Here is a 26,621-nt window from a genome sequence, read left to right on the forward strand (position 1 = left end):
ATGCGCCGCCGCAGCCGACCGCCCGCCCGCCGCGAAAGCCGCCGCCGCGCCCACGGCGGCCCGCGCTCAGGCCAGCAGGAACGCGCGGATCAGCACCTGCTCCTGCGGGCGCACCACCTCCAGCGTTCCCACGAAGACCCGCGCGTTCAGCCACCCGCACGGCCCCTCGGGCGCCGAGACGAAGATACGGGAGCGGGCGTAGGCGAGCGAGCCGTCCGCCGCGTAGTCGATCAGCACCAGGTTGCGGACCTCGATCGCGTCGCCCGCGTCGGTGCGCATGTGGTAGATCGCCTCCAGCTCCTTGCGCCCGTCGGGACGCAGGCGCTGGAGGTCGAAGCCGCCGGGCAGGATCTCGCCCGCGAAGGGGCGCGGCGCGTCGGTCTCGGGCGCGAGCCGCCCCGCGAACCGACCGCCCAGGATCGGCACCACGAAGCGATGGCCGTCCGGGCCCGGCCCATGGTCCTGCGTGGGGGCGATGTCGACATGCGCCTCCCAGCAGGGCAGCAGGCGGGGCTCGGTCGGGGAGAAGGACATGGGCGGCTCCGGGAGGGGGATCAGGCGACGCGGTCGCGGATCGCCTGGGGCGTGGGGACGGTGGCGGCGAAGGAGGGACGCGCCTCCAGCCGGTCGGACAGGGCCGCGAGGTTGGGATGCCGCGCCCGCCAGGGGAAGTCCGGCCAGCGCACCTCGAGGTATTTCAGCGCCGCCCCGGTGGAAATGTCCGCCTGGGTGAAGCGGTCGCCCCAGGCCCATTCGCCCTCGCCGACCAGGCGCGAGAGCTCGGCGAGGCCCCCGTCGACCTTGCGCAGCTGGCGGTCGAACCATTCCTGGCTGAACTTCTCGGGCGCGCGGGATTTCTCGAAGAACATCAGCACCAGCGCGTCGCAGATGCCGTCGCCAAGCACCTCGTAGCGCTTCACCGCCAGGCGGTCGTCCAGCGCCTCGGGGACCAGCGGCGGGGACGGGTGCTTCGCCTCGATCCACTCGTTCACGTAGCGGCTGTCGAAGATCGCCTCGCCGCTCTCCAGCACCAGCGCGGGGACCTTGCCCAGCGGGTTCACCGCGGGGACCTCGGCGTCGGCGTTCCAGGGGACCTCGGTCACCAGCTCGAAGGGGATCTCCTTCTCCAGCAGCTGGATGCGCACCTTGCGGGCGAAGGGACTGGGGGTGGCGGAGTAGAGGCGGTACATGGCGACCTCGCGCGGCGTCGGACCGGGGGCAGCCTCGCCGCGCCCGCCGCGGCGGTCAAGCGGGGCGCGTCGGCCGGGGTGGTCAAGCCGGGCCCGTCGGCGGGGGCGTCGAGCGGGCGTCCCCTCTCCCTCGGCTGTCAGGCTGGCGTGGCGAGGCCGGCGCGAAACCCCTAGGGTGCGCGGCGAAGGGGACTGGAGGCCCGCCATGGACATCCGCCAGCTGCGCTACCTGATCGCGCTCGCGCGGGAGAAGCACTTCTCGCGCGCGGCGGAGGCCTGCGGCGTCACCCAGCCCACCCTCTCGGCCCGCATCCGCCAGCTGGAGGAGGAGCTGGGCGCCCCCCTCGTCGCCCGCGGCCAGCGCTTCCACGGCCTGACGCCGGAGGGCGAGCGCGTGCTGCGCTGGGCCCGGCGCATCGTCGAGGACTGGGAGGGGCTGCGCGACGACCTCGCCGTCGGCGACGGGGGCCCCGAGGGGCGGCTGAGCCTGGGCGTGATCCCCTCGGCCCTGCCGGCGGTGGCGGGGCTGATCACCGCCCTGCGCGACCGCTGGCCCCGGGTGCGGTTCGAGGTGCTGTCGCGCTCCTCCGCCCGCATCGCGCAGGGGCTGGAGGATTTCGAGATCGACGTGGGCGTCACCTATCTCGACGACGCCGCCTCGCCGTTCCTGACCCGCCCCCTCTACCCCGAGCGCTACCGCCTGTTCGTGGCGCCGGGCCATCCGCTGGCGGGGCGCGCCGCGGTCGGCTGGGCGGAGGCGGCGGCGCATGCGCTGTGCGCCCTGACGCCTGACATGCGCAACCGCCGGATCATCGACGCGGCCTTCGCCGAGGCCGGCGCCGCGGCCGTGCCGGAGGTCGAGAGCAATTCCATGATCTCGCTCTGCGCGCTGGTCCGCACGGGCCGCTTCTGCGCGGCCCTGCCCGAGCGGTTCGGGGACCTGGTGGCGGGGGGCGAGGGGTTGCAGGCGATCCCGCTGGTCGCGCCCGCCGTCTCGCGCCCGGTGGGGCTCGCGACGCTCGACCGCGACCCGCTGCCCCTGCTGGTCGAGGGGCTGATGCAGGCCGCGGGAGGGGTGGCGGCCGCGATGATCGACGCGACCGATCAAGCGATAGAAACGCCCGATTTGAAGTCCTGACGCCCGGGCGTCACAATGGCGCGCGAAACGCCGAGCCAGCGCGCATAGGGAGGACGCCCCGAATGCCGGATCCAGCCAGGCCGACCCGTTCGGGCGACGCCTCTCCCCTGCCGCTGCGCGGCGCGGCGCACGAGGTCGCGCGCGAGATCTGCGCGCGCCACGGCGACGAGCCCGCGGCGCTGATCGAGATCCTGCACGACCTCCAGGCGGCCGAGGGCCACGTGGCCCCCGAGGCGGTCCCCGAGATCGCCCGCGCCCTGAACCTGGGCCGGGCCGAGGTGCATGGCGTGCTGACCTTCTACCACGATTTCCGCCAGGCCCCCGAAGGCCGGGTCGAGCTGCAGCTCTGCCGCGGCGAGTCCTGCCAGGCGATGGGGGCCGAGGCCCTGATCGCCGCCGTCTGCGCCCGCCGCGGCGCGGCGCTGGGCGAGACCTCGGCCGACGGCGTCACGATCAAGCCGGTCTATTGCCTGGGCAACTGCGCGCTGGCCCCCGCCGCCCGGGTGGACGGCCGGCTGGTCGGCCGCGCCTCGCCCGAGCGGATCGACGCGGCGCTCGACGCCGCCCTTTCGGAGCCCGTGCGATGATCCGCCTCTACGTGCCCGACGACAGCGCCGCCCGCTCGGTCGGCGCGGATGAGGTCGCGGCGGCGCTCGCCGCCCGCCTGCCGGGCGCGGAGATCGTCCGCACCGGCTCCCGCGGCGCCCTGTGGCTGGAGCCGATGGTGGAGGTCGAGACGCCCGAGGGCCGCATCGCCTACGGCCCGGCGACGCCCGACGACGCGCCCGGCCTTGCGGAGGTTCTGCCCTCCGCCGGCCCGCACCCCCTGCGCCTCGGCCGCCCCGAGGACCTGCCCTGGTTCGCGGATCAGGAGCGCCTGACCTTCGCCCGCTGCGGGATCATCGCGCCGCTGGACCTGGCGGCCTACGAGGCGCACGGCGGCCTCGCCGGCCTGCGCGCGGCGCTGGGGATGGAGCCCTCGGCGATCTGCGCCGCGGTGCTCGACAGCGGCCTGCGCGGCCGCGGCGGCGCGGGCTTCCCGACCGGCATCAAGTGGAAGACGGTCCACGAGCAGACGGCCTCCCGAAAACACGTCTGCTGCAACGCCGACGAGGGCGACAGCGGCGCCTATGCCGACCGGATGCTGATGGAGGGGGACCCGTTCCTCCTGATCGAGGGCATGGCCATCGCAGGCCTCGCCACGGGGGCCACGGAGGGCTGGATCTACATCCGGTCCGAATACCCCGAGGCCATCGCCCGCATGACCGCGGCCATCGAGGTCATGGAGCGCGCCGGCTGGCTGGGAGAGGACGTCGGCGGCTCCGGCCGCGCCTTCCGCCTGCGGGTCCGCCGCGGCGCCGGCGCCTACATCTGCGGCGAGGAGAGCTCGATGCTGAACAGCATCGAGGGCCGCCGCGGCGTGGTCCGCGCCAAGCCCCCGATCCCCGCCATCCAGGGCCTGTTCGGCGAGCCCACCGTCGTCAACAACGTCCTGACGCTGGCCGCCGGCCCGCTGATCCTGTCGAAGGGGCCCGAGTTTTACCGCGACTTCGGCATGGGCCGCTCTACCGGCACGCAGCCCTTCACGCTGGGCGGCAACGTCGCCCGCGGCGGCCTCATCGAGAAAGCCTTCGGCGTCACCGTGCGCGAGCTGATCGAGGGCTTCGGCGGCGGAACCGCCTCTGGCCGCTCGTTCCGCACGGCCCAGCTCGGCGGGCCGCTGGGCGCCTATGTCTGCGACGAGCAGCTGGACCTGCCGATGGACTACGAGGCGCTGGCCGAGGCGGGCGCGATGCTCGGCCACGGCGGGATCACGGTCTTCGACGACACGGTGGACATGGGCGCCATGGCCCGCTTCGCCTTCGAGTTCTGCGAGATCGAGAGCTGCGGCAAGTGCACCCCCTGCCGGGTCGGCGCCACCCGCGGCCGGGAGACGGTGGAAAAAATCCTGCGCGGCGAGAACGTCGCCGCCAACATGGTGCTGGTCGAGGACCTGTGCGAGCTGATGCGCGACGGCTCGCTCTGCGCCATGGGGGGCCTGACGCCGATGCCGGTGCTCTCGGCCCTGCGCCTGTTCCCCGAGGATTTCGACCGGGCGCCCGCCCAGGCCGCCGAGTGAGGAGATCGACATGGGCCTCATGAAGGAAATCGACCGCGGCACCCCGGCCCGCGAGGGCGCCTCGGTGACGCTGTGGATCGACGGCGAGCCGGTCTCGGTCCCCGAGGGCACGTCCGTCATGGCCGCCGCCTCGCACGTGGAGCGGGACATTCCCAAGCTCTGCGCCACCGACATGCTGGAGGCCTGGGGCTCCTGCCGCATGTGCCTGGTGGAGATCGAGGGGGTGAAGGGCACCCCCGCCTCCTGCACCACGCCGGTGCGCGAGGGTATGCGGGTCACCACCCAGTCCGCGCGCCTTGAAAAGCTGCGCAAGGGGGTGATGGAGCTCTACATCTCCGACCACCCGCTCGACTGCCTGACCTGCGGGGCCAACGGCGACTGCGAACTGCAGGACATGGCCGGCGCCGTGGGCCTGCGCGAAGTCCGCTACGCGATGGACGGCGACAACCACCACGACGCCGCCCACGCCGCCCCCATCGACCTGTCGAACCCCTACTTCCAGTTCGATTCCTCGAAGTGCATCGTCTGCTCCCGCTGCGTGCGCGCCTGCGAGGAAGTTCAGGGGACGTTCGCGCTGACCATCGAGGGCCGGGGCTTCGAGAGCCGCGTCTCGGCGGGGGCCGCCTTCGACGATTTCTTCTCCTCCGACTGCGTCTCCTGCGGCGCCTGCGTGCAGGCCTGCCCGACGGCGACGCTGGTCGAGAAGTCGGTGGTCGCGCACGGCACGCCGACCCGCCACGTCGACACCACCTGCGCCTATTGCGGCGTCGGCTGCTCCTTCCGCGCCGAGATGCAGGGGAACGAGGTGATCCGCATGGTCCCCTCCAAGTCCGGCGGCGCCAACGAGGGCCACTCCTGCGTGAAGGGCCGCTTCGCCTGGGGCTACGCCACCCACAAGGACCGCCAGACCGAGCCGATGATCCGGGACGCGATCACCGACCCCTGGCGCAAGGTGAGCTGGGACGAGGCGATCGCCTTCGCCGCCGCCCGCTTCAAGGCCATCCAGTCCGAGCACGGCAAGAGCTCGATCGGCGGCATCACCTCGTCCCGCTGCACCAACGAGGAAGTCTACGTCGTCCAGAAGATGATCCGCGCGGCCTTCGGCAACAACAACGTCGACACCTGCGCGCGCGTCTGCCACTCGCCGACCGGCTACGGGCTGAAGCAGACGTTCGGGACGTCGGCCGGCACCCAGAATTTCAAGTCTGTGGAACGCGCGGATGTGATCCTGCTGATCGGCGCCAACCCCACCGACGCGCACCCGGTCTTCGCCAGCCGCATGAAGAAGCGCCTGCGCGAGGGCGCGAAGCTGATCGTGCTTGATCCCCGCAAGATCGACCTGGTGCGGACCCCGCACGTGCAGGCCGCTCACCACGTCCAGCTTCGCCCCGGGACCAACGTGGCGGTGATGAACGCGCTGGCCCATGTGGTCGTGACCGAGGGTCTGGTGGACGAGGCCTTCGTCGCCGAGCGCTGCGAGGCGAAGGACTTCCAGCGCTGGCGCGATTTCGTGGCCGAAGAGCGCAACTCCCCCGAGGCGCTGGCCGAGACCATCGGCACGGATCCGAACACCCTGCGCGAGGCCGCCCGCCTCTTCGCCACCGGCGGGAACGCCGCGATCTACTACGGGTTGGGCGTCACCGAGCACTCCCAGGGCTCGACCATGGTGATGGCCATGGCGAACCTCGCGATGGCGACCGGCAACATCGGGCGCGAGGGGGTGGGCGTGAACCCGCTGCGCGGGCAGAACAACGTGCAGGGCTCCTGCGACATGGGCTCGTTCCCGCACGAGCTGCCGGGCTACCGCCACATCTCCGACGACGCCGCGCGGGCGGAGTTCGAGGCCGACTGGGGCGTCCCCCTGCTCGACGAGCCGGGCCTGCGCATCCCCAACATGTTCGCCGCGGCTCTGGCGGGGAGCTTCCGCGGCCTCTTCGTGCAGGGCGAGGACATCGCCCAGTCCGATCCCAACACGCTGCACGTCCACGAGGCCCTGCGCGCGATGGACTGCGTGGTCGTCCAGGACCTGTTCCTCAACGAAACCGCCGCCTTCGCCCACGTCTTCCTGCCCGGAACCTCGTTCCTGGAGAAGGACGGCACCTTCACCAACGCCGAGCGGCGCATCAACCGCGTCCGCCCGGTGATGGCCCCCAAGTCCGGCCTCTCGGAATCCGAGGCGGTCTGCCGGCTCGCCCGCGCCATGGGCTACGACATGGCCTATGAGAGCCCCTCGGAAATCATGGACGAGATCGCCCGCCTGACGCCCTCCTTCGCGGGCGTCAGCTTCGCGCGGCTGGACGCGGGGCCGTCCCTCCAGTGGCCGGTGAACGAGGCCTTCCCGAACGGCGCCCCGATCATGCATGTCGACGGCTTCGTGCGCGGCAAGGGCCGCTTCATGCTGACCGAGTTCGTGCCGACCTCGGAGCGCGCCAACCGCCGCTTCCCGCTGATCCTGACGACTGGGAGAATCCTCAGCCAGTACAACGTCGGCGCCCAGACGCGCCGCACCGAGAACTCGCGCTGGCACGCGGAGGACGTGCTCGAGATCCACCCCCACGACGCCGAGGAGCGGGGGATCGCCGACGGCGACTTCGTCTCGGTCGCCTCGCGGACGGGTTCGACGATGCTGCGGGCCGAGATCTCCGAGCGGATGCCGCAGGGGGTGGTCTACACCACCTTCCACCACCCGACCTCGGGGGCCAACGTGATCACCACCGACAACTCCGACTGGGCCACCAACTGCCCGGAATACAAGGTGACGGCGGTGCAGGTGACGCCCTCGAACGGCCCGTCGGACTGGCAGGAGTGGCGGCGCGAGATGGAGGACGTCCACCACCGCGTCGCGGTCCCGGCGGCCGAGTGATGGAGATCCTGCGCCTCGACGTCTCCGACGGCTCGGTCTCGCCCGCCGCCCCCGGCCGGCTGGTCGGTCCCGACGGCGAGCGTCCCGCCGCCTGGGCGGTGCCCGAGGAGACGCCGGTCGCGATCCTGCTCAACGGCGAGAGCTTCGCGGTGATGATGGCGACGCCCGCGGACCTCGAGGATTTCTGCGTCGGCTTCGCCCTGACCGAGGGGCTGATCGAGCGGGCCGGGGACCTGGCCTCCCTGCGCCTCGCCGAGGCCGCCGACGGCATCGTCGCGAACCTGGTGCTGGACCCCGGCCGGGTGGCCGCGGCCGAGGATCGCCGCCGCACGCTCGCCGGCCGCGCCGGCTGCGGGATCTGCGGCGCGCAGACCATCGCCGCCGCCGTGCCCCGCCCGCCCCGCGTGAAGGGCCGCCTGCCGGAGGCCGCGGCGGTGCTGGCCGCCTTCGCCGCCTTCCCCGAGGCGCAGCGGATGAAGGCCGAGAACCGCTCCACCCACGCCGCCGCCTATTGCGCGATGGACGGGACGGTGGAGCGGGTGCGCGAGGACGTCGGTCGCCACAACGCGCTCGACAAGCTCGCCGGCGCGCTGGCGCGCGAGGGGCGCGACGCCTCCGCCGGCTTCGTGATCCTGTCGAGCCGAGTGGGCGTCGAGATGGTGCAGAAGGCCTGCATGATGCGCGCGCCGTTCCTGGCCGCGGTCTCCGCCCCCTCGGCGCTGGCGCTGCGGGTGGCGGCGCAGGCGGGGCTGCGGGTGGCGGGGCTGGCGGGCGAGGCGCTGATGGTCTTCGATCCCGCGGACCCAGGGGAGGGACGGACATGAAGACGGACGAGCTGGTCCGCATGGCCAACCAGATCGCCGCCTTCTTCCAGGCCTATCCCGAGGAGGAGGCGGTCGACGGCGTCGCCGAGCACATCCGCCAGTTCTGGGATCCGCGGATGCGGGCGGGCCTGCGCGCGCATCTCGACGCCGGGGGCGCGGGGCTCGACCCCCTCGCGCGGCGCGGCGCGGCCGAGGCGCTGAAGACCGCCGCCTGACGGCGGCGGCGGGGGACGGAGGCGCCCTGCGGGCGGGCTTGGGCCCCTGTCGAAGGGCGTGCCAGGAGGGGCGGGCGTCGGAGCCTCCGGCGGGCTCCTGACTCACCCAAGAACAGGGCCCGCGCCTGTCCTCCGGAGCCGTCTCTCGCCGATGGATGCCTGAGCGACTCGCCCCCGCCGGTCAAGGACAAGCCCGCGCAAGCGCGGGTCGCTTCGCGATCCCTGACGGGGGAGGACGAGTCGCTCTTTCCGGCATCCGCGAGAGACGGCTCCGGAGAACAGGCGCTATGCGAGGGCCGCAGGCCGCGCGCCGGGGCGCCCGGGCGGGCGACGGGGGGATGGCCGCCGGGGGAGCTGGGGGGCTGCTCAGGGGGCGTGCGCGCCGGCGGCGGCTTCGGCGAGGAGCCAGTCGCGGAACAGGCGGGTGGACTCGCGGGCCGGGCCTTCGGCGGGCTCGGCGAACCAGTAGGCGCCGCGGGAGCGGATGCCGCGGCCCACCTGCACCAGGCGGCCGTCGGCGAGCTCGGGGCGCACCAGGAAGTCGGGTGCGAGCGCCAGCCCCACACCTGCCTGGCAGGCCTGGATCACCAGGGCGAACTGCTCGAAGGCCATGCCCTGCGCAGGCGCGGCGGGCAGCGCGTGGGCGGCGAACCAGTCCTGCCAGTCGTGGGGGCGCGATCGCATCAGGAGCTTCGGCGCCTCGCGCACCGCCTCGGGCGAGAGGCCCTCGGCCGCGCCGGGGAAGGCGGGGGAGGCGACGGGGATCACCGTCTCGGCCATCAGGGGCGTCAGGCGGGCGTCGGGCCAGTCGTCGGCGCCGTGGTGGATCGCGGCGTCGATCCGCTCGGCCGCCAGGTCGAAGCGGCCGATCCGGGTGGCGAAGGCGATGGTCACCTCCGGGTGCAGGGCGGCGAAACGGGGCATGCGCGGCATCAGCCAGCGGGCGCCGAAGGTCGGCAGCAGCGCGATGGTCAGCGAGCGGCGGCCCGAGTCGGTCATCACCCCCAGCGTCGCGTCCCGGATCCGGGCGAGCGCCGGCGCCACCTCGCGCGCGTAGGCCGCCCCCTCGGGCGTCAGGGCGACCCGGCGGGTGGAGCGCTCCAGCAGCCGGCGGCCGAGCTGATCCTCCAGCGCGCCGATCTGGCGGGACAGGGCGCTCTGGCTCAGCGACAGCTCGGCGGCGGCCTCGGTGAAGCTGCCCAGGCGCGCCACGGCCTCGAAGGCGCAGAGGGCGGTGATCGAGGGGTAGAGGCGGCGAGGATGGCTCATTCTTGTGGATATTGCATGAATTCATGCGGGAAACAAATTTTGAGATGGGGCCGGAAGCCGGTATTGAGACGCAAACCGCAACTGGAGGAGGACGCCATGAGCGCGCAGCTGAAGCCCAAGGACCGCCCGTCGCAGGCGTCGTTCGTGTGGGAGGACCCGTTCCTGCTGGCCGACCAGCTGGAGGAGGACGAGCGCGCGCTGATGGACGCCGCCCACGCCTTCGCGCAGGAGAAGCTGGCGACCCGCGTCACGAAAGCCTTCCTCGAGGAGACCTCGGAGCCCGAGATCTTCGCCGAGATGGGCGAGATGGGGCTGCTCGGCTCGACCATCCCCGAGGAATACGGCGGGATCGGCGCGGGCTACGTGAGCTACGGCCTGATCGCGCGCGAGGTGGAGCGGGTGGATTCGGGCTACCGCTCGATGATGTCGGTGCAGAGCTCGCTGGTGATGTACCCGATCTACGCCTACGGCTCGGAAGAGCAGCGCAAGAAGTACCTGCCGGGCCTCGCCGCCGGCACGCTGATCGGCTGCTTCGGGCTGACCGAGCCGGAGGCCGGCTCCGATCCCGGCGGCATGAAGACTCGCGCCGAGAAGATCGACGGCGGCTACCGGCTGACCGGCGAGAAGATGTGGATCTCGAACGCGCCCTTCGCCGACGTCTTCGTGGTCTGGGCCAAGTCCGACGCCCACGGCGGCAAGATCCGCGGCTTCGTGCTCGAGAAGGGGATGAAGGGGCTGTCGGCGCCGAAGATCGAGCAGAAGCTGTCGCTTCGCGCCTCGATCACCGGCTCGATCTCCATGCAGGGGGTCGAGGTCGGCGAGGACGCGCTCCTGCCCAACGTCGAGGGCCTGACGGGTCCGTTCGGCTGCCTCAACCGCGCCCGCTACGGCATCGCCTGGGGGGTGATGGGGGCGGCCGAGGACTGCTGGTTCCGGGCGCGGCAGTACGGGCTCGACCGCAAGCAGTTCAACCGGCCGCTGGCGAACACGCAGCTGTTCCAGAAGAAGCTCGCGGACATGCAGACCGAGATCGCGCTGGGCCTGCAGGCCGCCCTTCGCGTGGGGCGTCTGATGGACCGCGCCATGGCGGCGCCCGAGATGATCTCGATCATCAAGCGCAACAACTGCGGCAAGGCGCTGGACATCGCGCGGATGGCCCGGGACATGCACGGCGGCAACGGGATCTCGGCCGAGTACCACGTGATGCGCCACGCGATGAACCTGGAGACGGTGAACACCTACGAAGGCGCGCATGACGTCCACGCGCTGATCCTGGGCCGCGCCCAGACCGGGCTGCAGGCGTTCTTCTGAGCCGCCGATCGAACGGCGCCCGCTGACGCGGGCATTCCTATGCCTCGGCCCTTGCGGGCCTCAGGGCCCCCGCTTCGGCGGGGGCTTTTTCGCTTCGAGAACCCACCCAAGAACAGGGCCGCGCCTGTCCTTCGGATCCGTCCGTCGCTGTTGATGCCTGAGCGAGTCGGCGGGAGGGGTCAAGGACAAGCCCCGCTTGCGCGGGGTCGCTTCGCGATCCTGGACCCCTCCCCCCGACTCGCTCTTCACGGCATCAGCGACGGACGGCTCCGAAGAACAGGCGCTCGCGGCGGGGCTTGGGGCGGAGGGGCGCCTGCTGGGGCGACGTCAGGGCAGGGGGCGAGCGCGCCGGCGTCGTCGGGAGCGCCGATTGACGACCGGCCGACCGGCAAATAGCGTCGCGAGCGGTGGAGGAGGCTCCGGCGCGGCCCTGCGGGGCGGGCGCGGAGCGCACAGCAAGGAGGGGCGTGCGTGAGCGACGACCCGCGGCGGATACCCGTCATCATCGGCGTGGGGCAGGTGAACGACCGGCCCGAGGACCCCCTGCAGGGGCTCGATTCGCTCGGCCTGATGGTCGAGGCGCTGCGGCGCGCGGATGCGGACGCGGGCGGCGGCTGGCTGGCGCGGCTCGGCTCGATCGCCATCGTCGACCAGATCTCCTTCCCCGGGCTGACCGACCTCGCCGACAAGGCGGCCGAGGCGCTGGGCGCCGCTCCCGCGCACCGCAAGGTCACCGCGGGCCCCATGGGCGACGGGCCGGTGACGCTGCTGGCCGAGGCCGCCAACCTGATCGGCGCGGGCGAGGTCGAGGTCGCCGCCGTCACCGGGGGCGAGGCGCTGCGCACCGCGGCCCGGCGCGCCGCGGCGCAGGGGGCCGGCGACGCCAACGCCTCGCGCGCCTCCTCCGAGCGACGCTCGAAAGGGATGCTGCGCGCCCGCTACGGGCTGACGGCGCCGGTCGACGTCTACCCGCTCTACGAGAACGGCTGCCGGGCCGCCTGGGGCCAGACCCTCGCCGAAGGCCAGGCCGAGAGCGCCGAGATCTGGTCGCTGATGTCCAAGGTCGCGGCCGAGAATCCCGACGCCTGGCTGCGCAAGCCGCTGGAGCCCGCCGACATCCTCTCGCCCGAGGGCGGCAACCGGCCCATCGCCTTCCCCTACTCGAAGCTCATGGTCGCCAACGGCTCGGTCAACCAGGGGGCGGGGTTCATCGTGGCGAGCCTCGCGGCCGCGCGCGAGGCGGGGATCCCCGACGACCGGCTGGTTCACATCGGCCTCTCGGCCCGCGCGCAGGAGGATGCGGACGTGCTCCGGCGCGACCGCTACGACCGCACCGCGACCATCGAGGTCTCGATCCGCAAGACGCTGGAGAAGAACAAGGTCTCGGCCAGGGACCTGGACGCGGTGGAGCTCTATTCCTGCTTCCCCTGCGTGCCGAAGATGGCGCGGCGCGTGCTGGGCTGGCCGGCGGACAAGCCCGCCACCGTCTACGGCGGGCTGACCTTCGGGGGCGGGCCGATCGGCAACGTGATGAGCCACGCGATCGCGGCCATGGTCGGGCGCATCCGCGACGGCGCGAAGCTGGGCCTGGTCTTCGCCAACGGCGGCCACGCCACCTACAGCTGCACCGTGGTGCTGGGGCGCGAGCGGATCCCGGGCGCGGTCTTTCCCGCCTCGTTCGACCACCAGGCCGACGCGGACGCGATCCGCGAGGAGGTTCCCGAGCTCGTCGAGGACTACGCAGGCCCGGCCACGGTCGAGACCTACACGGTCTTCTACGGCCGCGACGGCGCCCCGCGGAACGGGGTGATCGTGGCGCGCACCCAGGACGGGCGGCGCACGGTGGCGACGGTGCCGGCCGGGGACGCGGCCGCCATCGCCTGGCTGACCGACGGCGCAGAGGAGCCGGTGGGCGCCGCGGGCGAGATCGTGCCGGGGACAGAGCCCGCCCCCGACGGCGGCGCGCCCCTGCAGGTGTGGAAGCGGGCGGGCTGAGGCCCGGCCGCGGCGGGGGCCGAAAGCAGGCCCCCGCGCCAGGATCCGTCCCGCGCCCGCGCTCCGGGCGCGGGACGTCCCAACGAACAACCAGAACCGCCCGGCCGCGCCGGGCCGGAGCCCGGCCGGATCCGGGCGGGAGGAAGACCATGGCTCGTTTCGAAGGCAAGATCGCGCTGATCACCGGCGCCACCGGCGGCATCGGCGCCGTCACCGCCCGCCGCATGGCGGCCGAGGGCGCGAAGCTGGTGCTGCAGGACCTGGACGAGGGCAAGCTGAAGGCGCTGGCCGACGAGATCGGGGGCGCCGAGATCACGCCGGGCGACGTGGCCGAGCCCGCGGTGATGCAGGCGGCCGTCGACCAGGGCATGAAGGCCTTCGGCAAGATCGACGCGGCCTTCCTGAACGCCGGCGTCGAGGGCCCGATCCGGCCGCTGGACGAGGGCGACGTGGACGCCTTCGACCAGGTGATGCGGGTGAACGTGCGCGGGCCCTTCGTGGGCCTCGCGGCGCTGTTCCCGGCGATGAAGGCGACGGGCGGCTCGGTCGTCATCACCTCCTCGACCGCGGGCCTGCGGGGGGCGACGGGGCTGTCGCGCTACACGACGTCCAAGCACGCGGTGATCGGCCTGATGCGCACCGCGGCGCTGGAGGGCGCGCCCCACGGCATCCGGGTCAACACCGTGCACCCCGCCCCCATCGACACCCGCATGATCCACGCGCTGGAGGAGGGCTACGGCAAGGGCGACCCGGCCCGGGCGGCGGAGATGCTGAAGGCCGCGATCCCGATGGGCCGCTACGGCGAGCCCGAGGAGGTCGCGGCGCTGGTCTGCTGGCTGCTGTCGGACGAGGCGAGCTTCTGCACCGGCGGCCTCTACCAGGTGGACGGCGGCTCGACCGCCGGCGCGCGGCGCTGAGGCGACGCGCCCGGGGCGCGGCGGCGGCCGCCGCCGCGCCCCGGGCGTCTTGCGCGGACGGCCCCGCCGGGGCCTCCGCCTAGATGAAGTCCTTCGAGCCGACGGCCCAGCCCAGCATCAGCGGACGGCCGGAGGGGAGGCGCACCACGCTCGCCGCGCCGGGCGCGGCCTCGGCCCCCATCAGCCGGGCGAAGTCCTCGAAGTCCTTGAACCAGCGGTGGTTCTGGCAAAAGGACTGCACGATCATCCCAGCCCGGTCGGTCTTGAACCGCTCCGCCTCCAGCGCCGCCGCTGCGGTCCGGTGCAGGAGCTGGTAGCGCAGCCCCGTCGGCGGCGCGTCCGACAGGCCCAGCAGATCGCACAGGAACCGCATCCGCGCGAGCTTGCCGGTGGAGGCGTCGCGCAGCCAGTCGCCGACGGAGGGGCCGAAGGGCTCGTGGACCTTCGCCTCGACCGCGAGGGCGAGCGTCTGCCCTCCGGTGCGGACCAGGGCGAACACGTCGCACTGGCTGGCGCGGCCGCCGGGCAGGGCGACCTTGTGCTCGGGCAGGGCGAGCAGGAGCTCGGGCTCGTCGTCGAACAGCGCGGCGATCTCGGGGGGAAGGCCGTCGGCGGCGGCCTCCCACGACAGGGCGGCCGCCATCGCGGAATGGCCGCGTTTCCACTGGGTCGCGGGGTCCGCCAGCAGGGATTTCCAATCGTCGGGGCCGGTCGAGGGCACGTGAATGCGGGGGATGGTCGAAACTCCTTCTGCGGGCGGCGAGGGGCGCCGGCTCGCGTTGCAATCGAGCATTCATAGGCGATGGGTCCTTCGCCGCGAAGCCTGCATCGCGCGCCCCTGCGCGACGCCGATGCCGCGCCCGCCGTCCGCGGTCGGCGCGACAAGCCGCGATGGTTCATTGGTGGGCGGCCCGGTTGCGGCTATTCTGTCGCAGGCCGGCCGCGCCCAGCGGCCCACAGGGAGAGAGATTCGATGAAAAGAACCATTGCGATCCTGGCGGGATGCCTGCTGGCCGCGGCCCCCGCGGCGCAGGCCCAGTCCGACGATCAGGGCGCGATCGCCGACAAGGTGCGGGGCCTGTCCATCGCCATCGGCAACGCCTACGCCTGCACGGACGAGGCCGACCGCCCCACCTTCAAGGAGGAGGCGCACCACCTGTTCGACCTGATCCTGCAGGACGTCGGCTCGGACATCGCGTTCCTCTACGCCACGGGGCTGGGCTACGGCTCGGCGGTGCCGGCGGCCGAGATCGATTGCCCGGCGATGCTGGAGCAGTGGGAGGGCATCCGCACCGACTACGACCTGAAGGCCGAGGAATGAGGTCCCTGGTCCTGGCCGCCGCGGCCGCCTGCCTCGCCGCGAGCGCGGCGGGAGCGGCCCCGTCGGACGGCCTGCCGGCGACGGGGGCGACGGCCTCGCCCGCCCCCTCCGGCCTGATCCAGCCGCTCGCGATCCCCGGCCTGGCGGGCGCCCCCGCCTCGCAGGAGGCGCCGATGCTGATGGCGAAGAAGTCGGGCAAGCCCAAGATGCCGGGCAAGCGCGCGGGCGCGCCGGCGCGCAAGCCCAAGATCGGGGCGGGCAGCCGCCACGGCTCGGGCGTCAACTACAAGAGCGGCAACAACATCGTGGTGAACCGCGGGCGGCCGAACTATCGCCACTACGGCGCGGGCGGCCGCGTCTATTACGACGACGACGACAACGACGGTCTGGCGGGGGCGCTGATCGGCGGCGTGGTCGGCCTGGGCGTGGGGGCGGCGATCGCCAACTCCGGCGATACCGACAACACCTGCGTCGACAACAACGGCGACGGCGTCTGCGACGCCTACTGAGCCGCGGGACGGCAGGGGGCGGGCGGGCTGCCCGCCCCCGATCCTTCGGAGGCGCTCACTCCCCGATGCGGGTGATCTTGGTGCCCTCGATCCCGGCGCCGGCGAAATAGCCCTTCTGGTCGACGAAGAACACGTAGACCCCGTCCTGGTAGGTCGTGGTCGACAGGCGCCCGGCCAGCATCCCGTCGTCGGCCACCACCACCGAGGGGCCCACGCCCACCTCCCACCCGTCGGTATCGTCGAGGTAGCTCAGCGCGCCCTCGGTCATGAACACCATCACGTAGCCGAAGCGCTGGATGCCCGCCTGCAGGCCGTAGGAGACCGAGGCCGAGCGGTAGACGCCCGTCGTCTCGCCGTTCACCCGCAGCACGCCCTTGCCGGTCGAGCCGCCGATCAGCAGGCCGCCCTTCACGATCTCGGGGAAGATCAGCAGGCCGGCGGCGCGGTCGAACATCTCCTGCGTGACGGGCTGGGTGGCGACCAGGCGCTGCATCGTCTGGTCGGCCATCGCCTCGAGCTCGGGCAGGCTCTGGGCGCGGGCCGGCGCGGCGGGCGAGAGCCCCGCGGCGGCGGCGAGCGCCAGGGCGGCGCCAGCGGCGAGCGCCTTGCGTCTGTTCATCGTCTTCCTCCCCCTTCAGGCGCCGACGGGCCCGGGCCGGCGCCCGGGCCCGCGCGGCGCGGGCGCGCGGTCAGTGACCGCCCAGAACCAGCGTGCGGACCGGCAGAAGCAGGGTCTGCGCGCGCAGGATGGCCGCGTGGATGATCGCGACCGTGTCCACCACGTGGTAGAACACGAAGGTCCCCAGGCCGAGGTCGGGGTCCTCCAGCTTCTCGTAGTTCGACGTGTAGGCGTTCGCCACGCAGCGGCTGCCGAGCGTGATCTTGCCCTCGTCCGCCTTGTAGATCGGGGCCATGAACACCAGCACCGTGCCCGGCTGGCGGTTGGTGGTCACGTCCGCCAGGTTGTCGGTCGAGCGGAACTGACCCGAGGCGTAGACGTCCTGCACCTCGGTCACGAACACCGGGATCACGTCCATGGGGCGCGAGGGGCAGGTGATCTCGCCGATCATGCCGACCTTGAGCACCTCGGCCGAGATCTGGTCGAAGCCGGCCACGAACTGGTTCCGCCCGGCGCCCGCGGGCACCATGATGCCGGCGGGGCGCAGCATCGGGTTCACCACGTCGCCGGGGCGCAGGGTGAACTGCTGGAGCTGGCCGTCGGTGCCCGCCGTCACCAGGGACTTGTCGATCTGCACCTGCGCCTCGTCCAGCTGCGCCTGGGCCGAGGCCTTCTGCGCGGGAATCTGGACCTGCAGCGTCTTGCGCGCCGTCTCGAGCTGCGCCTTCGCGGCGTCGACCTGGCCCTGGGCGCTCTTCACCTGGGCCTGCAGGCGGTCGAGCTCGCGCTGCGCGACCACGTTGGGGTTGCGCTTGTTGAGCTCGACGTTGCGGTCGTACTCGATGTTGGCGAGGTCGAGGGCGCTGTTGGACGCGTCGAGCTGGGCCTGGGCGGCGTCGATCTGCGCCTCGGCGAGCTGGGCGTTGGCGTCGAGCTCGGCCAGCCGGCTGCGCGCGGTCGCCGCCGCGGCCTGCTGGGCGGTGTCGTCCAGCTTGAACAGCGGCTGGCCCTCCTTCACCTCGTCGGAGATGCCGACGTAGACCTCCGACACCCGGCCGTTGCGCTCGGGCAGGATCGAGACGGTGCGGAACATCGCCGTGACGTTGGTCGAGGACGGGTGGAAGTAGAACACCAGCGTGATCAGCGACACCGTCAGCAGCACGCACAGCGTCAGGCCCCAGCGCAGCTCGTACCAGACCGAGAACAGGGTGATCTCGTGGCCCAGGCGCTTGCCCTGCACGTAGCGGCGGAACAGGTAGTCGGGAAGGATCGTGACCGAGGAGCAGAACAGCAGCTCAAACATCGCGGGTCTCCTTCCCGGCGGACGCCTCGGGCGAGGGGGTGGGCGCGGCGGAGAAGGCCGGCGCCGCGGTCTCGGGCGCGTCGCGCTCGCTCGCCGGCTGCGGATCGAGCCGCCGGGCCGCGACCGAGAGCGCGTCGGCGATCTTGTTCAGCGGCGACAGGAAGTCGGGGATGTTCAGCGCCGCCAGCAGCAGCGCGCCAACCCAGAACACCGAGTTGTGGGTGAACAGCGCCAGCAGCGCGAGGATGCCGACCAGCTGGAACTGGGTGTGGCTGGCCCGGTGGGCCATCTTCTCGGGCAGGGCGTGCATGTAGAAATACACCAGCCCGATGCTGACGATCACCGCCAGCAGGAACAGGCCCACCACCACCAGCATCTGGTCGGGCTGGCCCGGGGGCGTCACGAAATAGGGCACGTGTTCGAGAACGACGCCGTGCGTGTCGGCGAGGGCCGCGCCGGGGGACGCGGCGGGGGTCGGATCTGCCAAGGCGGAGCCTCCGGTGGTTCGGTCCCGGCCGGCGACACGCCGACGGGGAGGAGTGCGGGCTGCGCGGCCCTCGCCGCCGCCCCGAAGGCCGGAGGGCCGGAAGGGGCGGTCGCGAGGGCCGCGCGCCGGTCCGACGGGCGCCGGGCCGGCTGGATCCTCGGGCGCGTCGCGGCCCCCGGAAGGGGCTGGGGCGCGGGCCCCGGACGGGCCGGGGCGGGGAGGCGCGCCGCGCGGAGCGCGCCGGAGGCGTCGGGGCCCGGACGTCCGCGCCGTGGCGGCGGCCGGCCGGGGCCCGGCGGGGACGCGCCGGCCCGGGTCGACGAGCGGCCGGGCGGGCGCGGGGGCGGGAAGGCCTGGGTCGGACGCTCGCCTCAGCGGGCGTCGGCCGGGGTTCCTCCGCCCTCGGTCTGCTGGGCCGCGGCCTGGGCGGCGGCGCCGACGGCGGCCTGGCCCTTGGCGCTGTCGGCGGGGATCTCCTCGCCGTCCTCGTCGGTGACGCGCACCCGCACTTCGCGGCGGGCGAACTCGATCCCCGCCTCGGAGAAGGCCTTGTTCACGCGGTTCAGGATCTCCTTGCGGACCACGAACTGGCGGCCGGGCTTGGCCATGAACTTGCCGCGCACCACGATGCCGACGTCGTCGAACTCCAGCACGCCCTGGCTCTTGAACGGCTCGATCATGTCGGCGCGATACTCGGGCATCTCCCACAGCTCCTTGCCGATCTGCTTGAAGATCTTCTTGATCTTGTTGGGATCGGTGCCGAAGGGGACGGTGAACTTCAGCTTCATGATCACCCAGTCGCGGCTGTAGTTGGTGACCTTGGAGATGTCGCCGTAGGGGATCGTGTGGACTGCGCCCAGGTGGTGGCGCAGCTGCACCGAGCGGACCGAGATCTTCTCGACCGAGCCGAAGGTGCCGCCGACGTCGATGAACTCGCCGGTGCGGAAGGCGTCGTCGACCAGGAAGAACAGGCCCGAGACCACGTCCGACACCAGCTTCTGCGCGCCGAAGCCGATGGCGAGGCCGAAGACGCCGGCGCCCGCGATCAGGGGCGCGATGTCCACGCCCGCCTGGGAGAGCGCGAGCATGATCGTGAAGACGGCCACGAAGCTGAGCGCCGCCCAGCGCATCAGCGGCAGCACGGTCGCGAGCCGCGAGGCGGCGGCGCCGCCGCCCTCGACGTCCTCGGCCCCGGGCTCGGCCTTCTCGCCCGTGGCCTCGCGGCTCAGGCGCGTCAGGAACTGGATGTTGACCAGCTCGAAGAGGATGTAGCCGACCGCCGCGATGGTCAGGAAGCGCATGGCGCCGGCGGCGACGCCCGCCCCCACGCCCGAGGCCGCGAGGCCGAACAGCGAGAGGCCCCACAGCTTCGCCAGCAGCAGCACCAGGCCCACGTAGACGAAGACCCGGCCCATGCGCAGATAGGCCCGCGCCACGCGCCCGCCCGCGTCCTGCGCGGCCTCGCCCGAGCCGGTCGTGCCCGGGGCGAGACGCAGGGCGATGGCGCGGATCAGGCTGTCGATCGCCGGCAGCACCAGCACCAGCGACACGCCCAGCCGCGCCTGCCCGCCCAGCGGCTCGCCGGGGTTCAGCGCCAGGATCAGCTCGGCGATCAGCCACTGGCCCACGATCAGCACGATGGCCAGCCGCGGCCAGACATGCGGCCAGGTTCCGGGGACGACCGACTCGTTCGGCGCGGCCATCATGCCCGAGAGGGTGTCGCGCTCGCGCCAGGTGAACCAGCAGGCGGCGACCACGAAGATCAGCGCCAGCCAGAAGAACCAGCCCTCGGCGGGATCCTCGCCGGCCAGGGCCATGATCGCCGACAGGCGGGTGAGCACGGCCATCAGGATGGCGAGCGCGAAATAGCCCCGCCAGGCGCGCGTCGCGTCGGCGTCGGTGGCCGACAGCAGCCGCAGCTCCGGCCGGTCGGGCGACAGCGCCAGCGTCAGCGCGGCGGCGAAGAGCGGCACGTTGATGCCGATGGCGGCCAGGATCTGCCAGGCGGCGGCGCGGGGGAACTCGGTCTCGAAGACCAGCGGGAAGACCACCCGCAGCAGCAGGCCCGCGGCGATGGCGAAGCCGACAATGCCCGCGACCGAGATCGCGAAGCGGCGCAGCGCGGCATGCAGGCGGCGGGAGGAGGAGACGACCATCACCGGCTCGGGCGGCGTCTGCGGCTCCGGCGCGGCGGGCGGCGCGGCCAATGCGGCGGCCTCGGGGGCGGCCTCGGGGGCCGGGGCGGGCTCGGCGGCGGCGGCCGCGACGGCTTCGGGCGCGGCCTCGACCGGCGCCGGCGCCGGACGCTCGACCGCGACGTAGAGCGAGGGCTCGCGCCAGGCGGAGGCGACCATGCGCCGGACGACGAAGTTGGCCGCGAAGCCCACCGCCGCGCCGACCGCGATCAGCACCAGCAGGAGCAGCGCGCCCCCCAGCCCGCCCTCGGCCCCGAAGGCCGCGAAGGTGCGGCCCAGCGCGCGGAAGCGTGCGCCCGCGTCGAGGACCTGGTCGATCAGGTGCGCGCCCACGGCGGCGCCGGCGGCCTCGATCCCCGGCACGGCGGCCTCGGACCGGGCGGCCTCCTCCTGCGCCACGGCGTCGAGCCGCTCGAGCAGGAGGTGGCGGACGTCCTCGTCCGAGAGGCCCGCGACCAGGGCGCGGGCGGCCTCGGGCGTCAGCGGGTCGGGCAGGGCGGGGGCGGCGGCCTCGGGCGCCGCCGTCTCCTGCGCGGAGGCGGGCGGCGAGACCAGGACGAGCGTCGCGAGGACGAGGAACAGCGCGGCCCGGAGCGCGGCGGCTCCCCGCCTCATGGCATGGGCGCCCGGTCGCGCGCGGTCGCAGAACGTGGTCATCATCGGCCTCGACAATCCCCTCGCGGATCCCGTCGCGCCGGCGTCGAATGGGCGCGTCGCTGATCTGGAATCCGCCTCCATCGAGCGGACCTTATCCAAGCGTCACCGGACGGGCTAGCCGCCGATTCGCGAATATCAAGGGGAGGCGGCGTTTCTGCATCGGCGCCCCTGCGGCGCCCGGGATCGCTGCCCCGCGGCGCCCCTGCGGGCCAGGACGGCGGAGACGCGGACAGGTCGCGCCTGGGTTGCGCCCGCGCCGGCGCGGACCGGATCGGCCGACGCGCGATCGGCCCGCAACTCCGTGTAGAAAAAGGATGTCGGCGCCGCGGCGCGTGCTACTCTCCCCCCGAGCGCGAGTCCCGGGGGGTCGCCCGACGGACCGCGCGCTCGCGGCCAGGTCGTGTCCTGCGGGCGCGGCCGGGACGCCGGGTGGGGCCTGGGCGACGGGAGGATGGCTCATGCTGGATTCGACCGCCCTGCGCGGAACGCTCGCGCGGCTGGCCGGAGGCGGCCTGCTGGCCGCGGCCCTGGCCTTCGCGCCGGCGCCCGACGCGCCCCGGGCCCAGACCGGCGCGGACGCCGCGCAGGCCGAGGACGCGGGCGACGAGGCCGCGGCGCAGGCGGACGCCGACCTGCTGAGCGCCGAGGAGCTGGACGACCTCGCGGCGCCCGTCGCGCTCTATCCCGACGCGTTGCTGACCCAGGTTCTGGTCGCCTCGACCTATCCGCTGGACGTGGTGAAGGCCTCGCGCTGGATCGACGCGAACGCGGACATCGCCGCCGCCGAGCGCGACGAGGCCACGGCGGAGGAGGGGTGGGACCCCTCGGTCGCGGCGCTCGCCGCCGGCTTCCCCACGCTGGTGACGCGGATGAGCGAGAACATCGACTGGACCCAGGCGATGGGCGACGCGATGCTGGCGCAGAGCGACGACGTGCTGGACGCGATCCAGCGCCTGCGCGCCCAGGCGCAGGAGGTCGGCAACCTCGAGAGCAACGACGCCCAGTCGGTGACGGTCGAGAACGAGCAGATCTACATCGAGCCGACCTCGGAGGACGTGGTCTACGTCCCCGCCTACGACAGCGAGGCCGTGTACACCCGGTCGAGCGGCGGCAAGACCGTGGTCTACGACGACGGCGACGATGGCTGGGATTCGACCGACCTGCTGGTGACCGGGGGCATCGCCTTCGGGGCGGGGATGCTGGTCAACGAGATCTTCGACGACGACGACGACTGGAACGGCTACTGGCGCCCGGGCCGGCCGCCGATCCGCTGGGGCGGCGGCGGGGTCTATCCGCGGCCCTGGCATCGCAACGGCTGGTACGGCGGGCCGAACCGCGGCGGCGTGGGCAACCGGGTGAACATCGGCAACCGGGTCAACATCGACGTGGACCGCAACGGCCGCTGGCGGCCGGGCGACGCCCGGCGCGGCGACGCCTTCGACCGGCTGGCCGGGCGCAGGCCGGGCGACCGGCCGACGCTGGGCGGCCGTCCTGGCGGGAACAACCGGCCGGGCCTGGGCGGCGGGCGGCCCGGGGGACGCCCGAACCTGGAGTCCTCGATCAAGGACCGGCTGGACGGCGGGAACGGCAATCGCCCGAACCTGGGCGGCGGGAACAACGACCGCCCGAACCTCGGGGGCGGGAACAACAACCGTCCCAACGCGGGAGGGGGCGGCGCCAACCGTCCCAACCTCGGCGGCGGGAACAACAACCGTCCCAACATCGGCGGCGGCGGGGGAAACCGGCCGAGCCTGGGCGGGGGCGGCGGAAACCGTCCCTCGCTGGGCGGCGGCGGCCGCAACCGGCCCAGCGTGGGGGGCGGGTCGCGGCCCGGCTCCGGGGGGCTGTCGGCCCTGAAGAAATCCTCGGGCAAGGGCGGCGCCGCGGCGCGTCCCTCGCGGCCCGCGCCCACCGCCAAGAAGCCCAAGCTGCCCAGCCGCAAGCCGGCCGCGGGCGGGGGGATCTTCTCCCAGCGCGGATCGGCGGGCGCGGTGCACAAGGCGACCAGCCGCGGCGCCGCCAGCGCCGGCCGCGCCAAGCTGCCCATCGCCAAGTCGCGCGCCGCCCGCGGCGGCGGCGGCCGTCCGGGAGGGCTGCGTCGATGATCCGCCGGAGCGAGACCCCGATGATCCGTGTTCCCCGATCCCTCGCCGCGATCCCGCTGGGCCTGGCGCTGCTGTCGGCGCCCGCCCTGGCCGAGCCCGCGGCCTACCCCACCCCGCAGGACGCGGTGGCCGCCGTCGTCTCGGCCGTCGAGGCGCAGGACCCCCAGGCGCTGCTCGCCGTCTTCGGCCCCGAGAACGAGGACGTCGTCTTCGCCGGGGACGAGACCCGCGACCGCCGCACCTGGGCCCGGTTCCTGGAGAACTACCGCGTCTCCCACCGGCTGAAGGTCAGCTCCCAGGGCTGGGCGAAGTTCTACCTCGGCGAGGATCAGCACCCGTTCCCCGCGCCCCTCTACCGCAACGAGGACGGCACCTGGTCCTTCGACGCCGAGGAGGCCCGCGACGCCGTGCTGCTGGAGCGGATCGGGCGCAACGAACTGGACGTGATCGCGCTGATGCACGCCTACGTCGAGGCCCAGGCCCGCTTCCGGGAGGTGGACTACGACGGCGACGGCCAGCTCGAGTTCGCGGCCCATGTGCTGAGCGACGCCGACGCGCGCGACGGCCTCTACTGGCCGCCGGCCGAGGGCGCGCCCGACAGCCCCATCGGCGACTTCATGGCCCGGGCCTCGGCGGACGGCTACTCGGTGGGCGACGCGGTCGAGTCGCCCGAGCCCTACCTCGGCTACTATTACCGGGTGCTGGACGGTCAGGGCCCCTCGGCCCCGGGCGGGGAGATGAGCTATCTCGTCAACGGGCAGATGCTGGCCGGGCACGCCCTGCTGGCCTTCCCCGCGGACTACGGCCGCGGCGGGGTGATGAGCTTCCTGGTGGCCGAGAACGGCGTGGTGCTGGAGGCCGACCTCGGCGAGGACACGGTCGAGCGGGCCTCGGCCATCGTCGTCTACGATCCCGGCGAGGACTGGGTCCCCGTCGACTGAGACCGGAGGGGAGGGGCGGGGCGTCTCTCCCCGTCCGCCGCCCCGGCGCCTGCGGCGATCCGTCTGACCCAGCGGCGCCCGGGTTGGCGCGACCCGGCATTCTCTTCGCAAAACCAGCTTCCTGGCGGGCTCCGGCCCCCCGCGTCGGCGCGTCCGGCCGCCGGGGGTGTTGGTTGGTTCTGAAAACGAATGAACTATAGTCCGGACTAGATTTGAGGGAGGAGCAGCGGAATCCGTGCCGGATTGGGCGACGAAGAGCGACCGGACGCCGTGGTTGGCGGACGGGGCGAGCGAGCGGCTGACCTGGCTTCAGGCGCTGGACCGGATGGCGAGGGCGGAGATCCTGTGCCTGGGCGAGTACCACGACCGCGCCGACATCCACCGCTGGCAACGCGACGTGATCGAGGGTCTGCTGCCGTTCCGCTCGGACCTGGTGGTGGGGCTCGAGATGCTTCCGCGCTCGGCGCAGGGGGCGCTGGACGCCTGGATTTCGGGCGTGGCGAGCTTCCCGGCGTTTCTCGAGGCGACGGACTGGCGGCGGGTCTGGGGCTTCGACCCCGAGCTTTACGCCCCCCTTTTCGAACTGGCGCGCGACCGCGGCCTGCGCCTGCTGGCGCTGAACGTCGAGCGCAGCCTGGTGCGCCGGGTGGGCGCGCAGGGCTGGGATGACCTGCCGGGCGCCGAGCTGGAGGGGCTGAGCCCGCCGGCCCCCGCCTCGGCCGCCTACCGCGCCCAGCTCTTCGCGATGACCGGCGGGCGGCGGCCGGGACGCGAGGCGACCTCGCCCGAGGATCCGGCCTTCGACCGCTTCGTGCGCGCCCAGCAGGTCTGGGACCGGGCCTTCGCCCAGCGCCTGGTCGAGGCGCGGGCGCTGCCGGGGTCGCCGCTGGTGGTGGGCCTGATCGGCCGGGGCCACCTGGAGCGTCGCCTGGGCGTGCCCGAGCAGCTCGCGGCCCTGGGCGCCGGCGGCGTCGCGGTGGCCCTGACCCTCGACGCCGCCGAGCCGGAGCCCGAGCCGGGGCTCGCCGATTACCTGTTCCGGCTGCCTGAATAGCTTGCACGGCGCGGGCTAGAGCGCGCCCAGCCGCCGCGCGGCGGTCGCGAGCCGGGCCACGCCCTCGGCGATCCGATCCTCGGCGATCGAGGAGAAGGCCATCCGGAAATAGTTGCGCGGGCGCGGCTCGCCGCCGGGGCCCGGCTCGGCGAAGAGCACGTCGCCCGGCTCGATCAGCACGCCCTCGGCGCGGGCCTCGGCGGCGAGCGCCGCGGCGTCCATCCCCTCCGGGCCGCGCACCCAGAAGCAGGTGCCGCCGAACACCGCCCCCTGCGCCCAGCCGGGCAGGTGGGCGTCGAGGGCGGCGTGCATCGCCTCCCACCGGCCGGCGAAGTTGCGGTGCAGGCGGCCGATCAGGGCGTCATGCGCCCCCAGCGCCAGGAACAGCGCCACGGCGCGCTGGTTGTTGCCGGGCGGGTGGCGCAGCATCAGGCGGCGCAGGGCGCGCGCCTCGGCCACGAACGCCGCCGGGCCCACGATGAAGCCCATGCGCAGGCCGGGCATCAGCGACTTCGACAGCGAGCCGACGTAGATCACCCGCCCCGCGCGATCCATCGACTTGAGCGCGGGCGTGGGCTGGCCGCGGTAGTTGAACTCGAACTCGTAGTCGTCCTCGACGATCAGCCCGTCATGGGCGTCGGCCCAGTCCAGCAGCGCGTGGCGGCGCGCCATGCTCATGGTCACCGAGGTCGGCGACTGGTGGGAGGGGGTGACGAAGGCGAGCGCCGCCTCCGCCGGCAGGCGCGCCACGTCCAGCCCCTCGGCGTCCACCGGGATCGGCAGAACCCGGTCGGTGCCCAGCCCCAGGATGTTGCGCGCGTCGGCGTAGCCGGGGTTCTCGATCGCGGCCGGCGTGTCGGGGCCGACCAGCAGCTGGGCGATCAGGAACAGCGCGTTCTGCGCGCCCAGCGTCACCAGCACCTCCTCCGGCTTCGCGGTGATGCCGCGCCGGGGCAGCAGCCGCTGGCGGATCTGCTCCACCAGCATCGGGTCGTCCTCGGCGAAGCGGTCGTCGGACCAGGCGTCGAAGCTCTTGCGGGCCATCGACTGGCGCATGCAGTCGCGCCAGGCGGCCAGGGGGAAGAGGTCGGAATCGAGCTGCCCGTAGAGGAACGGGTAGGGGTATTTCCGCCAGTCCGCGGGCTTCACGATGTTGCGCTGGGCGGAGGGGGCGACGCGAAAGCGCGCGGCCCAGTCAGGGGCGCGGCCCTCGGGCTCCGGGGCGGGGGCCTGGGGGGCGGCGGCCTCGGGCGGGGTGTCGGAGACGTAGAAGCCCGAGCGTTCCCGCGCCGCCAGCCAGCCGTCGTCGGCCATCGCCTGGTAGGCCAGCATCACGGTGTTGCGCGACACGCCCAGCCGCTGCGCCATGGCGCGGGTCGAGGGCATGGCCGCGCCCGGCGGAAACTGCCCGGCGAGGATCGCCGAGACCAGCCGCTCCCGGATCTGGGCCTGGAGCGAGACGCCCTCGGCCCGCTCCACATGGATCAACATATCGCGCATGCGACGACCTCCGCCGCGGGGATGCCGCGGCGCCGGGCGGGAGGCAAGCCGGACCCTGCGTCAGGGCCGCAAGGCGCCGCGCCGCCCGC

At 73.5% G+C, this 26,621-nt stretch carries 23 protein-coding genes; 14 read left to right on the top strand and 9 right to left on the bottom strand.

The annotated features are described in order from the left end of the window. Positions 1–66: 66 nt before the first annotated feature. Entirely contained in the window at positions 67–534 is a 468-nt protein-coding gene (locus P2H44_RS13975; protein WP_275764351.1) for a DUF3237 domain-containing protein, read from the bottom strand. A 20-nt stretch (positions 535–554) separates the two neighbouring features. Further along, positions 555–1,190, bottom strand: coding sequence for a glutathione S-transferase N-terminal domain-containing protein (locus P2H44_RS13980; protein WP_275764353.1), 636 nt, complete (start codon positions 1,188–1,190; stop codon positions 555–557). 205 nt (positions 1,191–1,395) lie between these two features. Between P2H44_RS13980 and P2H44_RS13985 the strand changes: the two genes are divergently transcribed. From P2H44_RS13985 to P2H44_RS14010, 6 genes are all read left to right on the top strand, one after another. Further along, positions 1,396–2,328 carry a LysR family transcriptional regulator gene (locus P2H44_RS13985; RefSeq protein ID WP_275764354.1) on the top strand — a complete coding sequence of 311 codons (933 nt, stop codon included), beginning with the start codon at positions 1,396–1,398 and terminating at the stop codon, positions 2,326–2,328. Between the two features lie 62 nt (positions 2,329–2,390). Beyond that, complete coding sequence (locus P2H44_RS13990; RefSeq protein ID WP_275764356.1) at positions 2,391–2,915, top strand: NADH-quinone oxidoreductase subunit NuoE family protein; 525 nt, start codon at positions 2,391–2,393, stop codon at positions 2,913–2,915. Then, entirely contained in the window at positions 2,915–4,447 is a 1,533-nt protein-coding gene (locus P2H44_RS13995) for a formate dehydrogenase beta subunit (protein WP_275764597.1), read from the top strand. Before P2H44_RS13990 ends, P2H44_RS13995 begins: the two co-directional genes overlap by 1 nt. Before the next feature lie 10 nt (positions 4,448–4,457). After that, positions 4,458–7,310 carry a formate dehydrogenase subunit alpha gene (fdhF, locus tag P2H44_RS14000; RefSeq protein WP_275764358.1) on the top strand — a complete coding sequence of 951 codons (2,853 nt, stop codon included), beginning with the start codon at positions 4,458–4,460 and terminating at the stop codon, positions 7,308–7,310. Continuing rightward, entirely contained in the window at positions 7,310–8,134 is an 825-nt protein-coding gene (gene fdhD, locus P2H44_RS14005; protein WP_275764359.1) for a formate dehydrogenase accessory sulfurtransferase FdhD, read from the top strand. Before fdhF ends, fdhD begins: the two co-directional genes overlap by 1 nt. After that, positions 8,131–8,349: a formate dehydrogenase subunit delta gene (locus P2H44_RS14010; RefSeq protein WP_275764361.1), complete on the top strand. Its 219-nt coding sequence runs from the start codon at positions 8,131–8,133 to the stop codon at positions 8,347–8,349. Before fdhD ends, P2H44_RS14010 begins: the two co-directional genes overlap by 4 nt. Before the next feature lie 366 nt (positions 8,350–8,715). Here P2H44_RS14010 and P2H44_RS14015 read toward each other — a convergent pair whose 3' ends face one another. Continuing rightward, positions 8,716–9,618: a LysR substrate-binding domain-containing protein gene (locus P2H44_RS14015; RefSeq protein ID WP_275764362.1), complete on the bottom strand. Its 903-nt coding sequence runs from the start codon at positions 9,616–9,618 to the stop codon at positions 8,716–8,718. Between the two features lie 96 nt (positions 9,619–9,714). On the opposite strand from P2H44_RS14015, the gene P2H44_RS14020 reads away from it, so the two are divergent. The 3 genes from P2H44_RS14020 (at position 9,715) to P2H44_RS14030 (ending at position 13,841) form a co-directional block, all read left to right on the top strand. Then, complete coding sequence (locus P2H44_RS14020; RefSeq protein ID WP_275764364.1) at positions 9,715–10,929, top strand: acyl-CoA dehydrogenase; 1,215 nt, start codon at positions 9,715–9,717, stop codon at positions 10,927–10,929. A 471-nt stretch (positions 10,930–11,400) separates the two neighbouring features. Beyond that, on the top strand, positions 11,401–12,924 hold the full coding sequence (locus P2H44_RS14025) for a hypothetical protein (protein ID WP_275764365.1): 1,524 nt from the start codon (positions 11,401–11,403) through the stop codon (positions 12,922–12,924). Positions 12,925–13,073: 149 nt separating this feature from the next. Beyond that, the gene (locus tag P2H44_RS14030) at positions 13,074–13,841 is read left to right on the top strand and encodes an SDR family NAD(P)-dependent oxidoreductase (RefSeq protein ID WP_275764367.1); all 768 of its coding nucleotides are present in this window, start codon (positions 13,074–13,076) and stop codon (positions 13,839–13,841) included. A 79-nt stretch (positions 13,842–13,920) separates the two neighbouring features. On the opposite strand, the gene P2H44_RS14035 is transcribed toward P2H44_RS14030, so the two are convergent. Then, positions 13,921–14,634 carry a DUF6946 family protein gene (locus P2H44_RS14035; protein WP_275764370.1) on the bottom strand — a complete coding sequence of 238 codons (714 nt, stop codon included), beginning with the start codon at positions 14,632–14,634 and terminating at the stop codon, positions 13,921–13,923. Between the two features lie 180 nt (positions 14,635–14,814). On the opposite strand from P2H44_RS14035, the gene P2H44_RS14040 reads away from it, so the two are divergent. Together P2H44_RS14040 and P2H44_RS14045 are read left to right on the top strand one after the other, a co-directional pair. Further along, a complete protein-coding gene (locus tag P2H44_RS14040) occupies positions 14,815–15,162 on the top strand; it encodes a hypothetical protein (RefSeq protein ID WP_275764371.1) in 348 nt (115 codons plus the stop codon). Beyond that, a complete protein-coding gene (locus tag P2H44_RS14045) occupies positions 15,159–15,671 on the top strand; it encodes a hypothetical protein (protein WP_275764372.1) in 513 nt (170 codons plus the stop codon). Before P2H44_RS14040 ends, P2H44_RS14045 begins: the two co-directional genes overlap by 4 nt. Before the next feature lie 55 nt (positions 15,672–15,726). Here the strand turns inward: P2H44_RS14045 and P2H44_RS14050 are convergent, their stop codons facing one another. From P2H44_RS14050 to P2H44_RS14065, 4 genes are all read right to left on the bottom strand, one after another. Next, the gene (locus tag P2H44_RS14050) at positions 15,727–16,290 is read right to left on the bottom strand and encodes a lipid-binding SYLF domain-containing protein (RefSeq protein WP_275764373.1); all 564 of its coding nucleotides are present in this window, start codon (positions 16,288–16,290) and stop codon (positions 15,727–15,729) included. Positions 16,291–16,360: 70 nt separating this feature from the next. Continuing rightward, positions 16,361–17,593: an HlyD family secretion protein gene (locus P2H44_RS14055; RefSeq protein ID WP_275764375.1), complete on the bottom strand. Its 1,233-nt coding sequence runs from the start codon at positions 17,591–17,593 to the stop codon at positions 16,361–16,363. Beyond that, positions 17,586–18,080, bottom strand: coding sequence for a hypothetical protein (locus P2H44_RS14060; RefSeq protein WP_275764376.1), 495 nt, complete (start codon positions 18,078–18,080; stop codon positions 17,586–17,588). The genes P2H44_RS14055 and P2H44_RS14060 overlap by 8 nt, the downstream gene beginning before the upstream one ends. 371 nt (positions 18,081–18,451) lie before the next feature. Continuing rightward, entirely contained in the window at positions 18,452–20,890 is a 2,439-nt protein-coding gene (locus tag P2H44_RS14065; RefSeq protein WP_275764377.1) for a mechanosensitive ion channel family protein, read from the bottom strand. Between the two features lie 500 nt (positions 20,891–21,390). Here P2H44_RS14065 and P2H44_RS14070 point away from each other — a divergent pair, with 500 nt between their 5' ends. From P2H44_RS14070 to P2H44_RS14080, 3 genes are all read left to right on the top strand, one after another. Beyond that, the gene (locus tag P2H44_RS14070; protein WP_275764378.1) at positions 21,391–23,037 is read left to right on the top strand and encodes a DUF3300 domain-containing protein; all 1,647 of its coding nucleotides are present in this window, start codon (positions 21,391–21,393) and stop codon (positions 23,035–23,037) included. A 20-nt stretch (positions 23,038–23,057) separates the two neighbouring features. Then, on the top strand, positions 23,058–23,978 hold the full coding sequence (locus P2H44_RS14075; RefSeq protein WP_275764380.1) for a DUF2950 family protein: 921 nt from the start codon (positions 23,058–23,060) through the stop codon (positions 23,976–23,978). A gap of 235 nt (positions 23,979–24,213) precedes the next feature. Then, positions 24,214–25,032 (top strand): ChaN family lipoprotein, encoded by an 819-nt coding sequence (locus P2H44_RS14080; protein ID WP_275764381.1) that lies wholly within the window; start codon positions 24,214–24,216, stop codon positions 25,030–25,032. A gap of 15 nt (positions 25,033–25,047) precedes the next feature. On the opposite strand, the gene pdxR is transcribed toward P2H44_RS14080, so the two are convergent. Beyond that, positions 25,048–26,532, bottom strand: coding sequence for a MocR-like pyridoxine biosynthesis transcription factor PdxR (pdxR, locus tag P2H44_RS14085; protein ID WP_275764382.1), 1,485 nt, complete (start codon positions 26,530–26,532; stop codon positions 25,048–25,050). Between the last annotated feature and the right edge of the window lie 89 nt (positions 26,533–26,621).

The sequence above is a fragment of the Albimonas marina genome (assembly GCF_029223255.1).
Classification (GTDB): domain Bacteria; phylum Pseudomonadota; class Alphaproteobacteria; order Rhodobacterales; family Rhodobacteraceae; genus Albimonas.

Excerpts from the sequence above, each read along its gene's own strand:
- P2H44_RS13975 (WP_275764351.1), bottom strand. The coding sequence starts at position 534 with ATGTCCTTCTCCCCGACCGAGCCCCGCCTGCTGCCCTGCTGGGAGGCG.
- P2H44_RS13980 (WP_275764353.1), bottom strand. The coding sequence starts at position 1,190 with ATGTACCGCCTCTACTCCGCCACCCCCAGTCCCTTCGCCCGCAAGGTG.
- P2H44_RS13985 (WP_275764354.1), top strand. The coding sequence starts at position 1,396 with ATGGACATCCGCCAGCTGCGCTACCTGATCGCGCTCGCGCGGGAGAAG.
- P2H44_RS13990 (WP_275764356.1), top strand. The coding sequence starts at position 2,391 with ATGCCGGATCCAGCCAGGCCGACCCGTTCGGGCGACGCCTCTCCCCTG.
- fdhF (WP_275764358.1), top strand. The coding sequence starts at position 4,458 with ATGGGCCTCATGAAGGAAATCGACCGCGGCACCCCGGCCCGCGAGGGC.
- fdhD (WP_275764359.1), top strand. The coding sequence starts at position 7,310 with ATGGAGATCCTGCGCCTCGACGTCTCCGACGGCTCGGTCTCGCCCGCC.
- P2H44_RS14010 (WP_275764361.1), top strand. The coding sequence starts at position 8,131 with ATGAAGACGGACGAGCTGGTCCGCATGGCCAACCAGATCGCCGCCTTC.
- P2H44_RS14015 (WP_275764362.1), bottom strand. The coding sequence starts at position 9,618 with ATGAGCCATCCTCGCCGCCTCTACCCCTCGATCACCGCCCTCTGCGCC.
- P2H44_RS14020 (WP_275764364.1), top strand. The coding sequence starts at position 9,715 with ATGAGCGCGCAGCTGAAGCCCAAGGACCGCCCGTCGCAGGCGTCGTTC.
- P2H44_RS14030 (WP_275764367.1), top strand. The coding sequence starts at position 13,074 with ATGGCTCGTTTCGAAGGCAAGATCGCGCTGATCACCGGCGCCACCGGC.
- P2H44_RS14035 (WP_275764370.1), bottom strand. The coding sequence starts at position 14,634 with ATGCTCGATTGCAACGCGAGCCGGCGCCCCTCGCCGCCCGCAGAAGGA.
- P2H44_RS14040 (WP_275764371.1), top strand. The coding sequence starts at position 14,815 with ATGAAAAGAACCATTGCGATCCTGGCGGGATGCCTGCTGGCCGCGGCC.
- P2H44_RS14045 (WP_275764372.1), top strand. The coding sequence starts at position 15,159 with ATGAGGTCCCTGGTCCTGGCCGCCGCGGCCGCCTGCCTCGCCGCGAGC.
- P2H44_RS14050 (WP_275764373.1), bottom strand. The coding sequence starts at position 16,290 with ATGAACAGACGCAAGGCGCTCGCCGCTGGCGCCGCCCTGGCGCTCGCC.
- P2H44_RS14055 (WP_275764375.1), bottom strand. The coding sequence starts at position 17,593 with ATGTTTGAGCTGCTGTTCTGCTCCTCGGTCACGATCCTTCCCGACTAC.
- P2H44_RS14065 (WP_275764377.1), bottom strand. The coding sequence starts at position 20,890 with ATGAGGCGGGGAGCCGCCGCGCTCCGGGCCGCGCTGTTCCTCGTCCTC.
- P2H44_RS14070 (WP_275764378.1), top strand. The coding sequence starts at position 21,391 with ATGCTGGATTCGACCGCCCTGCGCGGAACGCTCGCGCGGCTGGCCGGA.
- P2H44_RS14075 (WP_275764380.1), top strand. The coding sequence starts at position 23,058 with ATGATCCGTGTTCCCCGATCCCTCGCCGCGATCCCGCTGGGCCTGGCG.
- pdxR (WP_275764382.1), bottom strand. The coding sequence starts at position 26,532 with ATGCGCGATATGTTGATCCATGTGGAGCGGGCCGAGGGCGTCTCGCTC.